Source organism: Megasphaera sp. UBA4382, assembly GCF_002391155.1.
Taxonomy (GTDB): Bacteria; Bacillota; Negativicutes; order Veillonellales; family Megasphaeraceae; genus Megasphaera; species Megasphaera hexanoica.
Genome location: NZ_DGRS01000039.1, coordinates 1 through 14,463, shown reverse-complemented (window position 1 = coordinate 14,463; position 14,463 = coordinate 1). Strand labels below are relative to the sequence as shown.

General features: G+C 54.4%; 9 protein-coding genes and 1 pseudogene. 8 read left to right on the top strand and 2 right to left on the bottom strand.

From position 1 onward, the window contains the following. Positions 1-2: 2 nt before the first annotated feature. The 4 genes from B4H10_RS04315 (at position 3) to B4H10_RS04300 (ending at position 5,986) form a co-directional block, all read left to right on the top strand. Positions 3-1,475, top strand: a complete 1,473-nt coding sequence (locus tag B4H10_RS04315) for a sodium:solute symporter family protein (RefSeq protein ID WP_113855837.1) — start codon at positions 3-5, stop codon at positions 1,473-1,475. A 161-nt stretch (positions 1,476-1,636) separates the two neighbouring features. Continuing rightward, positions 1,637-2,248: a hypothetical protein gene (locus tag B4H10_RS04310; RefSeq protein ID WP_150824586.1), complete on the top strand. Its 612-nt coding sequence runs from the start codon at positions 1,637-1,639 to the stop codon at positions 2,246-2,248. Between the two features lie 3 nt (positions 2,249-2,251). Further along, positions 2,252-4,237, top strand: coding sequence for a dynamin family protein (locus B4H10_RS04305; protein ID WP_170087911.1), 1,986 nt, complete (start codon positions 2,252-2,254; stop codon positions 4,235-4,237). Positions 4,238-4,246: 9 nt separating this feature from the next. Further along, positions 4,247-5,986, top strand: a complete 1,740-nt coding sequence (locus B4H10_RS04300; protein WP_292018251.1) for a dynamin family protein — start codon at positions 4,247-4,249, stop codon at positions 5,984-5,986. A 53-nt stretch (positions 5,987-6,039) separates the two neighbouring features. Here the strand turns inward: B4H10_RS04300 and putP are convergent, their stop codons facing one another. Continuing rightward, entirely contained in the window at positions 6,040-7,545 is a 1,506-nt protein-coding gene (gene putP / locus B4H10_RS04295; RefSeq protein WP_072235716.1) for a sodium/proline symporter PutP, read from the bottom strand. Between the two features lie 224 nt (positions 7,546-7,769). Between putP and B4H10_RS04290 the strand changes: the two genes are divergently transcribed. After that, positions 7,770-9,647, top strand: a complete 1,878-nt coding sequence (locus tag B4H10_RS04290; RefSeq protein WP_292018268.1) for an ABC-F family ATP-binding cassette domain-containing protein — start codon at positions 7,770-7,772, stop codon at positions 9,645-9,647. Between the two features lie 65 nt (positions 9,648-9,712). On the opposite strand, the gene B4H10_RS04285 is transcribed toward B4H10_RS04290, so the two are convergent. Continuing rightward, positions 9,713-11,422, bottom strand: a complete 1,710-nt coding sequence (locus tag B4H10_RS04285) for an Rqc2 family fibronectin-binding protein (protein ID WP_292018250.1) — start codon at positions 11,420-11,422, stop codon at positions 9,713-9,715. Between the two features lie 439 nt (positions 11,423-11,861). On the opposite strand from B4H10_RS04285, the gene B4H10_RS04280 reads away from it, so the two are divergent. From B4H10_RS04280 to B4H10_RS04270, 3 genes and pseudogenes are all read left to right on the top strand, one after another. Further along, positions 11,862-13,316: a leucyl aminopeptidase family protein gene (locus B4H10_RS04280; protein WP_292018249.1), complete on the top strand. Its 1,455-nt coding sequence runs from the start codon at positions 11,862-11,864 to the stop codon at positions 13,314-13,316. Further along, a complete protein-coding gene (locus B4H10_RS04275) occupies positions 13,313-14,113 on the top strand; it encodes a PHP domain-containing protein (RefSeq protein ID WP_292018248.1) in 801 nt (266 codons plus the stop codon). The genes B4H10_RS04280 and B4H10_RS04275 overlap by 4 nt, the downstream gene beginning before the upstream one ends. A gap of 59 nt (positions 14,114-14,172) precedes the next feature. Further along, positions 14,173-14,463 (top strand): annotated as a pseudogene (locus tag B4H10_RS04270) (hypothetical protein); the annotation flags it as partial.

The window sequence follows — 14,463 nt, the reverse complement described above, 5'->3', positions numbered from 1 at the left end:
TAATGAATATTGGTTTAATCATATTAGCGCTATATACGCTTACTCTTTTAGGGATTGCCTGGTATGCTTCCCGAAAGAGTGAAAAAAATATTAAGGATTTTACAACTGCCAGTAGTTCATTGGGAATATTCGTCCTGACTCTTACTTTTAGTGCGACGTATCATAGTGCGTACGCATTTCTCGGTGCCGGTGGATTTATCTATCAAAACGGCGTAGGTTGGTGGGAAAACGGCATCTGGACTGTTTTTCCCGGTATCCTTTTCTGGGTCATTGGTAGACGTTTTTGGCTTCTTGGTAAAACACGCGGATATTTATCTATGGCGCAGTACATGACAGATGTTTATCAGACAAAGTGGCTGGGCGTCATCGTTACGGTCATTACTCTGGTTTTCACCGTACCCTATGTTGCCATGCAGGCTATTGGATCCGGGTATATTTTTCAGACGATTAGTGGAGGGATGTTAAGTTACTCTGTAGGGACCTTTATTTTCTTCGGGTTAATGATCATCCTCGTGTGGCTTGGTGGTATGAAAGGTGTCGCATGGACAGATGCTGCACAAGGTGTATTTATGTGGATTGGTATGGTCATCGGCTCGTATTGGATCATATCTGTAACATACGGGAGCCTGGATCAGGCATATCAGGCGGTTTGGGAATCTATGCCGGCGTTATTTACACTTCCTGGTCCTAAAGGAGTAGTAACTCCAGCTGACTGGGTATCACGATGGACGGTTATTACGATTGGTATGATGATGTTTCCTCACATTACTTTACGATTCTTTTCAGGAAAATCATTACGCGTCCTGAAATGGTCATCCATTTTTTCTTCTATTTATCTGACTTCTATTTATGTGTTTTTGCCAGCTGTCGGCATGGCAGGGAATTTGCTCCTTCCTGGATTGAAAACTCCGGATACAGTTTTCCCGGAATTACTGTTGCAATATACTCCGATTGTTTTTGCTGCACTGGTCATAGCCGGTGCACTGGCGGCATCTATGTCTACAGGAGAATCGCAGCTGCATGCTGTCAGTACGATGATTTCTACAGATGTATATAAGCCATACATCAATAAAAACGCCTCGGATTATCAGCAATACAAAGTAGCAAAAATGGCAATTCTGTTTTTCGGTTTATTATCCGTCATCGTCGCATTAAGCCGTCCAGGCATTTTGGCAAATATTTTGGCTTTGTCTAATGGCGGCGTTGCGGCGCTGGCACCTGCCATGCTCGGTGGCGTTTTCTGGAAAAAGTCAACGAAAGAAGCAGCTTTAAGCAGTATCCTGATTGGTGAAACAATCATGGTTATCACGACGTTCTTCATAAAAAGCCCATTAGGCATTATGGGTGGTTTATGGGGACTGATTGCAGCTTTCATTATTTTTGTAGTTGTTAGTTCATGTACCAAGGCACAGAAAAACACCGTAGAAATTGTGACGTCTGTCAGTGAATTTTTTGCAGACCGTCAGCAAAAATAATATAAAAATTCTGTATGTAAGCCCGTGGATGTGCAATACACACGTATGATTGTATATCCATGGGCTTTTTGCGATATAAATTACAGGCTTCATCCTTACAGCAGTTTGATGTATAATATGGATATATATTACCCGGCCGCTGCGTGCCGGGGTGAAGAAAGGTGATAGTCGTGTCCAAAGAGCTGGAACAGGAGTTTACGAAGGTCATTTCATCGGTGACGAAGGAGATAACGGAGTCGGTGGTGCGCGATTCGGCACTGGCTTCTGTAAAAGAGCTGAACGAGTCGCTGCAGGCGCTGAAGAAGGATTCGCCCAGGCTGGTGAAGGATATAGAAAAGGCAGAGGCGATGTATGCTGATGTTTCCCAGCATGCTCTGGATAATATGCAGCGTTTTGCTGATTTTATCAGTTCCTGGCAGGAACAGCAGTCAGAGCTGCTGAAAGAGATAGGGAACCGCAATGATATGGTTTCCCGATGGCTGCAGCAGTCAGAGAAACGGCGCATAGAAAACGTGAAGTCTTTGCAGCATCAGGGCGAGGAACAGAAGAAAGAACTGGATGATATCCGGCAGGGTGTAAAGCTGGTATTCCATCATTCGCTTGACATGGAGAAAAAGATCAATGCAGAGCATCTGGAACAGGTGAAAACGCTGGCGGCATATGATGCGGCCCTTTCTTCTAAATTGACGACACTCAAGGTGCTGGCCGGCATCAATTTCGTCATACTGGCGGCTCTGGCCGGGTATACCATAAAAGGCATCATAGGGGGATAAGTGATGATTTCTAAGGATACGTTTGCCGCGGTGCAGTCCCTCTATGATGATGTGGAAGACGGGTATAATCAGCGTATCCGCCGGCATGTCCAGCAGCAGATGCTGGCTCATCTCGACGATATCACCCGCGAGCTGGAGGCCATCCATACGGCTTGTGGCGCAAAGACTGTCCGGCTCCACGATTATATCCAGGTCATAGAGGAAACGTGTACGGCCATTCATCAGCTGGCGGAACGGCTGAATGAGAATTTTATGCTTTTTGTCATGGGAAGTGGCAAGAACGGGAAATCGACGCTGATCAATGCCCTGTTGGGCCAGCAGGCGGCGGCAGAGGATTTCCTGCCGAAGACGTGGAAAATCGATGTGTTCCATGATGCGGACTTGGATGCCTCTTGTACGCTCACCTTCAAAGACGGGTCCTGCCGGTCGATGACCGCCGGCGAAGCCCAGGCATATATCGAAGGGGAAGAACAGAAGCGGAAAGATTCGGAACGGGCGATCCGTCAGGAACTGCGGGAGTTCAAGAAGAAAAAAGTGCCCCTCGAAGTACTGGAAGAAAAGCAGCGGGAACTGCGCAAGTACGGCCTGTACCAGTCGCAGGTCATCGAAGCGTCCTGGCCGGTCGGCCACAGTGATATCCTGAGCCATTACCGCCTCGTCGATACGCCGGGCCTCAGGCAGGAACTGGACGATATGATCGTTGCCAGCGCGGAAGAATATTTCTCCAAGGCCGATGGCGTCATCTGGATCCTGCCGGGGGATAAGATTGCCAGTGCCGGCGACCATACGGAGCTGCGCCGGCTTTGTGAGAAATATGAAAAGCATCCCGATAACATCATTGCCGTCGTCAACCGCATGGATATCGTGCGGCAGAACGGCCAGAATCCAGACGATGTGCTGGCGGAAGCACGGCGGTTCTATGGGGACTTGTTCACGGAAATCGTCCCTATTTCGGCCAGGGAAGCCCGGCAGGCGGAAGATATGCTGCATCAGGACGGTATCAGCAAAACAGAGCGGCAGGAAGCGGAAGCCCTGCTGGAACGAAGCAATCTGCCGGCTCTCCTGCAGTTGTTGAACCGGACGCTCTTTGCCGACGCCCTGGACATCCAGATCCGCAGCAAGCTCCGCGGCTGCCGCGATTTGTTGGATCACATCCGCCAGGAGGCGGGGCAGGCCTCTTTGCTCCTCGCCGAAGTGAGCGGTCAGCGGGAGGCGAAGATCGCTGCCTGGAACAAGGATTCGTCGGAAATCCTGGACCGGCTGAAGCAGGATCTGGAGACGTTCCAGGACCAGGAAGCGAAGCGCATCCATCGGGAAGCGGGCCGTGTGGAAGATGAGCTCTGGGATATGGAGACGGATTACCGCAACGAGTATATCCTGGAACAGATCATCTGCCCGGAATCGCTGGAACGGCGCCTCCATGAGTTGGTAGAGGCCCATAGCCGCCAGCTCATGGACCTCTACCGCCGTCATCTGCAAAAAGCGCCTTTCAAGGAATTTCCCTCTCTGAAGGAGGATGAAATGACCGTCTGCCTCAATCAGCAGGGCGTCATCGGCAGGGCCAATCTGTCCGATGATTTGAGCGGTCAGGGCAGTGCCCAGCTGGCCCTGGGAGGAGCCCTGGCCATCGGGGCGGCGGCACTGCTCGGCCCCGTAGGGCTTATCTTTGCCGGACTGGCAGCGACGGATATTGGCAAAAGCGTGGCCAAATTCCTGTCCCGTACGTTTGGTTCCAGTATGGCCGATAAGATACAGAGGCGGTTTGAAGACCAGATGGCCGATGTCCGGAAGAAGCTGGAAAGGGAGTACCAGGATTATATCGAAAAGTCGGGAGGTTCCATCGATTCTCTGCGGGAATCGACGTATGCCGAGCTCTACGGGCCGTCAGATCAGACACAGACCGTCATGGAGCATCTCCAGAAACTGGACGGCCTGGGCCGGCTGCAGGTGATACCGCTCCGGGTCCAGGACATTATTTTTTCTCATTAGGAGGATTTCATGGACGTTAGAACTTATATAGACGGGCTGCTGGCCCGGGCTGAGCAGTCGCCCCTGTTCGGTGACGAAGCTTTTCCCGGCCTGTACCCGGTGTACCGCGACCTGCAGCTGCTGCGGGCCAAAGTCGAACAGCCGCTCCATGCCGCCATCATCGGCGAGGTCAAAGCGGGGAAATCGACGTTGATCAACGCTTTTGCCGGGGGTGACATTTCGCCGACGGATGCGACGGAAACGACGGCGTGCATCATGAAGATTGCCTATTCGCCGGAAGAAAAGGCCGTCCTGCATTTCCGGGACGGGACAGAACGAGAAGGGTCTGTGAGCGACATATACGGCCTGTTAGAAGAGCATCACAACGATCAGGATTTCTTCGGTCACTGCGATTATGTGGAAGTCGGCCGGAACCTGCAGGGCCTGCGCCATATCTGCCTCATCGACACGCCGGGGCTGGAAACGATTACGACGGCCAATGAATCGCGCACGACTGACTATTTCCAGTCCGTCGATGTGGTCCTCTGGGTATTCAATGGCAATTATCTGGGCCAGAGCGATGTCAATGAACGGGTACGCCAGGTGGCCCAGATGGGCAAGCCTATCGTGGCGGTCATCAACCGCATCGATCAGGTAGACGGCGACCCGCAGGATCTGGTCGATTATCTCGATGACTCGCTGGGAATCTATCTGGAAGAGATTTTCCCCCTGTCGGCCCGCAAGGCCTACGAAGGGGTCATGCAGGCCGACCAGCAGCTCCAGGACGAATCGGGGTTTACCGATCTGTATACGTATCTGGACGAGCACATCGAACGCCATGTCGATGATGTGCAGCTGGACAGTATCATGAAATCGGCACGGGTACTGGAGGATAAGATGAAACTCCTGCACCGCCAGGCATTGGATCAGATTGAACGGAAGCTCCACACGTATATGGAACTGGATGAGCAGATCCAGTACAACGGGAAGATGCTGTCCGAAAAGGCGCTGAGCCAGACGAGAGAGTGGCTGCAGCATACGTTCCTGAGCCGGGCGGAAGGGGCCCTGTACAGCCAGATCGGGTCGGGCAATGCCTTCAGCAGTTCGTCCCAGGACGAGTTCCAGCAGATGCTGCGTCAGGTCCTGTCCCAGGAACGGATCCGCAGTGAAATAGAGGGGTATCTGCAGCAGTTGTCGGAAACGATACGATCGGACTGGCAGGGACGGCTTTCGGGGATTGATGCCGAATTGTCGCGCATGTATGAACAGGAGCAGGAAAAGAACCAGATGGAAATGGCGCGGCTTTCCCTTTCGATGCAGGAAAATACCGGCATGGAATCGGTGAAAAATTCCGTCCTGGCCGCCGGGGCTGCCGGAGGTGCCCTGTCCATCTATTCGGCTGTCGTCGCGCCGGCTGCGGCCCATGTCACACTGGGAGCGGCCGTGAGCACTATCATGCCGCCGGTCCTCCTGGCCGGGGCCGCCGTCGGGCTGGTCACGGGCTATGCCAGGAGCAGGAAGGTCAAGACACAGCAGCGCCAGCAGGTACGGGAAGTACTGGGCATGGTACGGGACAAGACGGGAGCGACGCTGCTTCCAGCCTTGAAAACGTATCTGGAAGAAATTTGCCAGGCTACCCAGACAGAAGCCAAACGGGATTTCGTCGAAAAGAACTTCGCCGGCCGGAGCGTGCAGGATTTGAAGCAGCTGGTGGAACAGTTGAAACAAATCGTCCGTCAGGACGAAGCGGACCTGCGCGTACTGGATTGAATCAGCCACTAAAAAAAGGACTGTCTTCATGCGACAGTCCTTTTTGCTACCTATTATTCGTCTTCATTTTTGAGTACGGTGATTTTCTGTTTCAGGCTGACGGCCCGGTCGAATTCAGCCTGGATTTCGGCACTGGGCGGTGCGTCCCATTTGCTGACCAGATAGATGGCCACCAGGGAGAAGATGAAGCCCGGCACGATTTCATAGAGGCCGAACCAGGCGAACTGTTTCCAGATGAGGACCGTGAGGCCGCCGACGATGATGCCGGCCAGGGCCCCGTTTTTGGTCATCCGTTTCCAGAACAGAGACAGGAGGATGCAGGGACCGAAAGCTGCCCCGAATCCGGCCCAGGCGTAGGCTACCATGGTCAGGATATAGTTATTGGGGTCGAGGGCCAGGTAGATAGCCAGTGCCGCCACGACGAGGACGGTGAAACGGCTGACGTAGATCAGTTCTTTGTCACTGGCTTTGGTGTTGATGAACGTGTGGTACATGTCTTTGGAAATAGCCGATGCCGTGACCAGAAGCTGGGACGAGGCCGTGCTCATGATGGCGGCCAGGACGGCAGACCAGATGAGGCCCGACAGGAAAGGCGGGAAGAGTTCCTGACTCATGATGAGGAAGACTTTTTCCGAATCGGCTCCGACAAGCGGCGTCTGCAGGACGACTTTGCCGACGAGGCCGACGAATACGGCTGCGGCCAGGGAAATGATGACCCAGGTCATGGCGATGTGTTTGGCTTTTTTCAGTTCCATGGGGTCTCCGATGGCCATGAAGCGCACCAGAATGTGGGGCTGGCCGAAGTAGCCGACGCCCCAGCCGATGGCCGAGATGATGGCGATGATGCCGGTCATGCTGGTGTCCGGTACGAGCTGGAGCAGCTGTGGCGAATCAGTAGCGACCCGGTCCAGTACGGGCCCCAGGCCGCCGTAGCTGATGACGCCTACGACGGGGACCAGGACGATGGCCAGGAACATCATGCAGCCCTGGATGAAGTCCGTCCAGCAGACGGCCATGAAACCGCCCAGGAAGGTATAGACGACGACTACGCCGGCCCCAATCAGCAGGGCGTGGAAGTAGTCCAGGCCAAAGACAGTCTGGAACAGCTTGCCGCCGGCGACGAATCCCGATGACGTGTAGATCAGGAAGAAGATGAGGATGAAGATGGCAGAAATGAGGCGGATGATATTCTTTTCATCATGGAACCGGTTTTTCAGGTAGTCCGGCATGGTGAGGCTGTTGTTGGCCACTTCTGTATAATTACGCAGTCTGCGCGATACGAAGTGCCAGTTGAGGAAGGTCCCCAGACAGAGACCAAAGGCCGTCCAGAATGCGGAAATACCGATGGCATAAGCAAAACCGGGCAGGCCCATGAGCATCCAGCCGCTCATATCCGAGGCTTCGGCACTCATGGAAGTAATCCACGGGCCGAGACTGCGTCCGCCCAGAATATAGTCACTGAGGCGCTGCTGGGACCGGGAGTAGTAGACACCGATGGACAGCATGGCCAGGAGATAGAGGGCAAAGGCGCTCAAAACGACAATATTTGTCTGAAACATGAATGAAAACTCCTTTGTAAAAAAATGCAATACCATAGATTATTTTATTTTACCGCATATGTCAACATATGGCAATACTTTTCAGGAAGGGAAAGGATGATGGGGAGTGGTTAGTGGGAAGGGAGAGAAAAGGCAGTTTGAAGTTTGATGTTTGAAGAAGTCTGGCTTTTTCTTTTCCAGCCCTTTATAATGGAGGAGAAACTGAAATAAAAGGATGACTGATGATGAATATATTAACCGTAGAAGGCGTGGCCAAATCGTATGGCACGCGCGTGTTATTTGATGATGTGACTTTTTCCATCGATGGCGGTCAGAAACTGGGCCTCATCGGCCTGAACGGGGCAGGCAAGACGACGCTGCTCAAAATCATTGCCGGCCTGGCCGAGGCGGATACAGGGGAAATCTGGCGCAATCCCAAGGCGCGCATCCATTATCTTCCCCAGGAGCCGCAGTTCCAGCCGGGCCGCAGCGTACTGGAAAGCGTTCTTGACGGCGACCTGCCAGTCATGGATGTCCTGCGCCGTTACGAAGCGGCCGTCGAAGAAGACGATGATGAAGCCGTGCTGAAACTGACCGGGGAAATGGACGAAAAGCAGGCCTGGGAGTTGGAGCAGCATGCCAAAGTGGTACTCCAGAAACTGGGGATTTCCGATTTGTCCCAGTCCGTCGATACCTTGTCCGGCGGGCAGCGGAAACGGCTCGGCCTGGCCCGGGCGCTGATCCTGCCCTGCGACCTGCTCATCATGGATGAACCGACGAACCACCTGGACGACCGGACTATCTGCTGGCTGGAAGACTATCTCCACGACAGTAAGTCCGCCCTGCTCCTGAGTACCCATGACCGCTATTTCCTCGACCGCGTCGCAGGATCGATGCTGGAACTCGACCGGGGAAAAGTCTATACGTATAGTGGCAATTATGCAGCCTACCTCGAACAGCGCCAGGCCCGGCTGGAACGGGAGGAAGCGGAAGCGGCCAAGCGGCGCAACCTCATCCGCCGGGAAACGGCCTGGATCCGCCGCGGCGCCCAGGCACGCTCGACCAAGCAGAAGGCACGGCGTGACCGCTATGAAGCCTTGTGCGCCATGGAAAACGGCAAGCCCCTCGATAATGTGGAAATCTTCGATACGTCGGTCCGTCTGGGCAAGACCATTATCGACATGGATGACGTGGCCTTTTCTTATCCGGGCAAGGCGCCCCTTTTTTCCCACGTGACCTATCACGTCGTCAAACACGACCGCATCGGCATCATCGGGGAAAACGGCGTCGGCAAATCGACGCTGCTCCGGGTCATCGCCGGCCAGCTGCCGCCCGTTTCGGGTACGATTACCATCGGCCAGACCGTACGATTTGGATTTTTTACACAGCAGCTCCCGGAATTTGACGAATCCCAGCGGGTCATCGATTACGTCCAGGAACACGGCCATTACGTAGTCAATCAGTTCGGCGAACACATTTCGGCATCGCGCCTGCTGGAACAGTTCCTGTTCACGGAAGACATGCAGTATACCTATATTTATAAGCTCAGCGGCGGTGAACGGCGCCGTCTCTATCTGCTGCGCCTGCTCATGGACCAGCCCAATGTGCTCCTCCTGGATGAACCGACGAATGACCTGGACATCCCGACCCTGACCGTACTGGAGCAGTACCTCGATACGTATCAGGGCGTCGTCCTCGTCGTATCCCATGACCGCTATTTCCTCGACCGCGTGGCCGACAAGCTGTTCGTCCTCAAAGACGGTACGTGGAGCCGCTATTACGGCGATTACAGCGAATATCTGGAAGAGATGCTCCGTCAGAAAGAGCCGAAAAAAGATGCTCTTTCCCGCGATAGTGGGGACAGCCGGGGCAAAGAAGCACCGCCAGAGCCGGCACCAGTCAGAAAAGGTCTGACGTCACGGCAGGAACAGGAGCTGGAGCAGATCACCCAGGACCTGCCCCGTTATGAAGGGCTGCTCAAAGGGCTCAACGCCGCTATTGCAGCCGCTGGCAGCGATTATGAAACGGTAGAGAGCCTGTTGAAGGAACAGGAAGAGACAAAGGCCAAAGTGGATGAACTGACGGAACGCTGGTGCGAACTGGAAGAGTTGAAAGAATCATAAGAATCATAAAGAAAAGGCGCTGCCTCACGGTCAGCGCCTTTTTCATTGGTACGGGTATGCCGGGATTATTCCCATTTTTTCGGTTGTACGTTATAGGTCGTCTGCCCTTCGAATACGACGTAGCCCGGTACGGCGTGGGCCGGTTTCTTTACATTGCGGACGAGGGTGCAGTCTACTTCGACCTTGCTGTCCTGACGGGCTTTGCTGTACCAGGCGGCCAGTTCGGCTGCGGCGGTCAGCTGGGTATTGGTCGGCTGTGCGTTGTGGCAGGCCAGGATGACGTGGGAGCCGGGACGGTTCTTTACGTGGAACCACAGGTCGTAGGGATGGGCTTTTTTGAGGGTCAGGAAATCGTTCTGCCGGTTGTTGCGGCCAATCCAGATGTCGAGGCCGTCTACGCGGACGGTGAGGATATCCTGGGAAAATTCGCGGCGCAGCTTGTCCTTGGAAGAGGACTTGATGAGTCCCATCTGGCGCATTTCTACTTTAATATCGGTGATTTCCGATTTCGTACTGGCATTTTCCAGGGCGTATTCCAGGGAGTAGAGATAATTGAGATAGCGGGCGTTTTCTTCGTGCAGTTCCCCCGATTTCTGGATGCGGTTGCGCATCTTGGTATAGCGCTTGTAGTAGCGGTTGGCGTTGTCCGTCATGGAGTAGGCCGGATCGAGGGAAATGGTGACCGGAGCCTGCTCCGGTGTCAGGATGTCCGGCAGGGTCACGGATTTTTCGTGGTCGTGTTTTTCGTAGGCGTAGATCATGAGCAGGTCGCCGTAGTGTTTGTACGTGTCCATCTTGGATGTTTCTTTCATTTCAGCGGCGATGCGCTTGATTTTCCGCTTCTGTTTTTCAATGAGTTTGCCTACTTTTTTCTGGAGTTGTTCCTGTTCCCCGCTCAGGCTGCGGTGGGCCGTCTGATAGTCGCTCAGGTATTCTTCGATGAGGTCGAAGTGGCGGCGCGGATACTGGGCCAGGCTGCAAAGGAGGATGGGGAAGAGGATTTCCTTGCCCCGGACGGTGTAGACGTAGGCACCGCTTACGCCCTGAAGTTCATTTCCAAAGGAAACGATAGCATTGCACCAGGCGTCTTTCTGTGTTCCCGTCAGGTCCGATACGGGGGTGTTTTTGTCGATGTCTGTGCGGAAGGCCAGTTCGTCGAGGACGATGGTGCTCATGCCGTTGAAGCGTTTGAGCATCCACTGGTACAGGGGTTCGCTGCTTTCCATGTCGAGCATTTCCCGGAGTTCGGCCGGCGTAAAGGCGAAAGGGTCCATGCGCTGGAAATTGGGCGGGAATTCGTACGGTTCTTTGGGGGCAATGGTGCGGACGGCGTTTTTTCCTTTGCCGGTCTTGATGAGGGCTTCGATGATGATGCCGTTTTCCGTAAAGATGACGTTGCTGTATTTGCCCATGAGTTCGACGTGGATTTTGCGGGTCACCAGGCGGCCGGAGATGTCCAGGACATCGACGTCGATGTCGATGAGGCGGTCCAGGTGGAGCTGGCTGATGGAGGCGATGCGGCCGTTTTCATAGTATTTGCGCAGGAACATGCACAGTCCTGTCGGGGTGTCCGGCGTCGGCGGCATGGTCTGGGATATATAGAGGCGCGGTGCGTCGTCGAGGGTGATGACCAGGTGGTGGATGCCTTTGTCGTTGAAGACGCGGAAATACAGGGACCGGGCGTCGAGCTGGTAAATTTTGGATATGGCACCTCCCTGAAGGAGGGAGATGAGTTCGTTTGTGATGCTATGCAGGGTAATACCGTCTAGATTCATGTTCAGGCTCCTATCGATTCTTTTCGTTTTTTTCGTTTCTCTCTATTCTATCATGTTCTATCGGGCCCTGCCAGTACAAATGCAGACGAGGCCTGCTGAGTTGTAGCTGCTGGATAAGAGCCTGCCTGCCACCGGGGCCCTGTCAGGTTCGGAAGCTCCACGGCCCTTGCCGTGCGTGCCCGTTGCTGGCGCGTTGAAACTCGCTTTGCTCAGACAAAACAGCGCGCCGGACGCAACAGGTACGCACGCCATCCGTCACGGTCCATGATGACCGCACCGGAACGGAGCCGTTCCCGCAATGTCACCAGCCAGGGGCCCGGTGGCTGGTTGGGTTCGTGTTGCCGGGCTTTCTATAGAACTTATTAAAATAAGAGACAATTTTAGTCTTTTCTGATATACTAAAATTGTATGAAAAGAGTTTGGAAGTGAGGGGACACAGATGATTACTTGCAACGGCAACGGCAGCTTTGACATGCTGGTCATTGGCGTCGATAAGAAGATGAAAGCCCTGCAGCGGGTACCCAAGGAGGATGTAAAGGCCCTGAAGGTATTTGTTGAGGAGCGGCCTGATATATTGGATTATACTTCGCTTTATGTGTATCATTGTGCCAGTGGCAGCAAGGTACATACGTATCTCCTGGTAGGGCTGGACAATAAACCGGTACAGTATGCGACGTATGAGGATTTCCGGGTGGGCCGCCAGATTTTGCAGGCTGCGCGGAAGGAGAAGGTCCGGGAGCTGGCTCTTTTGATCGATACGCTGGAAATGGATATTCCATCGCTCATCGACGGACTGTTGTACCAGAATTATGAATTTATCCAGTACAAGACCCAGGCGTCGCCCAATCTGGTCAAGAATATCAATCTCATCACGGCGAGCCTGCAGATTAAGGAATTGAATACGCTCTGCTATGTGTATTCGTCGGTTTATGAAGGGATTTATCTGGCCCGGGATCTGACGAATATGCCGTCTAATGACCTGACGCCGCGGAAGTTTGCCGATTCGGTACAGGAGTTGTGCAAGGGCGAAAATATCCACGTCGAATCGCTCAACAAGTGGAATCTGGAAAAGCGCCATATGGGCGGCATCGTAGCGGTCGGCAAGGGCAGTATGAATCCGCCGCAGCTGGTGTCGGTTCTGTACCAGGGCGATCCGGACAGTAAGGATGTGCTGGGGCTGGTCGGAAAGGGAATTCTCTATGACAGCGGCGGCCTGTCTCTCAAGTCCCACGCCAATCTGGAGTTCATGAAAAACGATATGGCAGGAGCCGCAGCGGTCCTGGGCGTCATCCGGGCGCTGATGCTCCTCAAGTATCCCGTCAATGTGCTGGCCGTCATGCCTCTGGCGGAAAATATCCCGTCGGGCATGTCCTACCGCGTCGATGATGTCATTACCATGTACAATGGCAAGACCGTGGAAGTCAAGAATACCGATGCCGAAGGCCGGCTGGTCCTGGCCGATGCCGTAGCCTATGCCCAGGATAAAGGGGCGACGCGGATCATCGATTTCGCTACGTTGACGGGAGCCTGTGTGACGGCTCTCGGTACGGTGCGCAGCGGCATGATCGGCAACGACCAGGAATGGATGAACCGCATTTTCACTATGGCGGAACGGGTCCATGAAAAGGTATGGCAGTTCCCGGCGGACCGGGAATATGAAAAGCAGCTCCAGAGCGATATTGCCGATTTGAAGAACGTCGGCGGTCCCGAAGCCGGAGCCATTACGGCCGGCCTGTTTATCCGTCAGTTCATCCGGGAAGGGACGCCGTGGATCCATTTCGATATCGCCGGGACGGCATTCCTGGAAAAGAAAGATGATCTGGGCTATATGGGCGCGACCGGGACGGGCATCAAGACGGTCCTGGAATGGCTCAAAGGGGGCCAGTCGTCATGAATGTAGATCTGCATATGCATACGACCTGTTCTGACGGCCTGTATACGCCGGAACAGCTGACGAAGATGGCAGCAGAGGCCGGCCTTTCGGTCATGGCCATTTCCGACCACGATACGGTGGCTGCTTACTCCGGTCATTCTTTTGCACCGGGCATACGGGTCATCCCGGCCATTGAAATGAGCAGTGATTATGATGGGGAAGATGTCCATGTCCTGGGCTACTATATCCGGCCGGATCAGAAAGAGCTGACGGAGTATTGCCGGCAATTCAAACAGCGCCGTCTGAACCGGGCTCTGGAGATCGCCGACCGGTGTGTATCCCTCGGCTATGACATCGACCGCGGCCAGATAGAAGGGATGCTGGCCAAAGGCGGGACCGTAGGCCGGCCGCATATTGCCCGCATGCTCGTCGCCAAAGGGTATTTCCCCGATGTGAAATCCGTATTCGATACGATACTGTACCGCGGCGGCCCGGCCTACGTGCCGTATCACCGCCTGACCGTCGATGCCTGTATCGACCTGATCCATACGGCAGGAGGGCTGGCTTTCCTGGCCCATCCGGGACTGTTGAAGCGGACCTTGTCCCGGGTCCTGGCCTTTCCCTTTGACGGGCTGGAAGTCTATCACCCCAATAACCGCGGCCGCTGTGACGAATTCCTGCGCATCGCCCGGGAGCATCACTGGCTGGTGAGCGGCGGTTCCGATTTCCATGGCGTACCGGGCCGGTTCCCGGAAACGGTCGGGTCCTATGCCGTAGATGAATCGTACGTGCACGGGCTGCTGGCCTATCGGCCATAAGACCGGGAAGCGGCATGGCAGTCTATGTCATGGCAGGCAGAAAGAAAGGATGAGGAATGATGCATATTACCGGCTTTATCGGTGCCAGCGGGACAGGGAAGAGTTATCATGCCCTGGTCGTGGCGCACGAAAGGAATATCGACTGTATCATCGATGACGGCCTGCTCATTTATCAGAACCGCATCGTCGCCGGCCAGTCTGCCAAGGAGGAAACGAACCGCATGCAGGCCGTGCGCCGGGCTATTTTCCTCGACCCGGCCCATGCTGAAGCCGTCCGCAAGGCACTCTTTACGATCCAGCCGCCGCGGCTTCTCATCCTGGGTACGTCGAAGCATATGATATGCCGCATC

Coding starts and splice junctions, on each gene's coding strand:
- B4H10_RS04290 (WP_292018268.1), top strand. CDS start 7,770: ATGAATATATTAACCGTAGAAGGCGTGGCCAAATCGTATGGCACGCGC.
- B4H10_RS04285 (WP_292018250.1), bottom strand. CDS start 11,422: ATGAATCTAGACGGTATTACCCTGCATAGCATCACAAACGAACTCATC.
- B4H10_RS04275 (WP_292018248.1), top strand. CDS start 13,313: ATGAATGTAGATCTGCATATGCATACGACCTGTTCTGACGGCCTGTAT.
- B4H10_RS04300 (WP_292018251.1), top strand. CDS start 4,247: ATGGACGTTAGAACTTATATAGACGGGCTGCTGGCCCGGGCTGAGCAG.
- putP (WP_072235716.1), bottom strand. CDS start 7,545: ATGTTTCAGACAAATATTGTCGTTTTGAGCGCCTTTGCCCTCTATCTC.
- B4H10_RS04315 (WP_113855837.1), top strand. CDS start 3: ATGAATATTGGTTTAATCATATTAGCGCTATATACGCTTACTCTTTTA.
- B4H10_RS04305 (WP_170087911.1), top strand. CDS start 2,252: ATGATTTCTAAGGATACGTTTGCCGCGGTGCAGTCCCTCTATGATGAT.
- B4H10_RS04280 (WP_292018249.1), top strand. CDS start 11,862: ATGATTACTTGCAACGGCAACGGCAGCTTTGACATGCTGGTCATTGGC.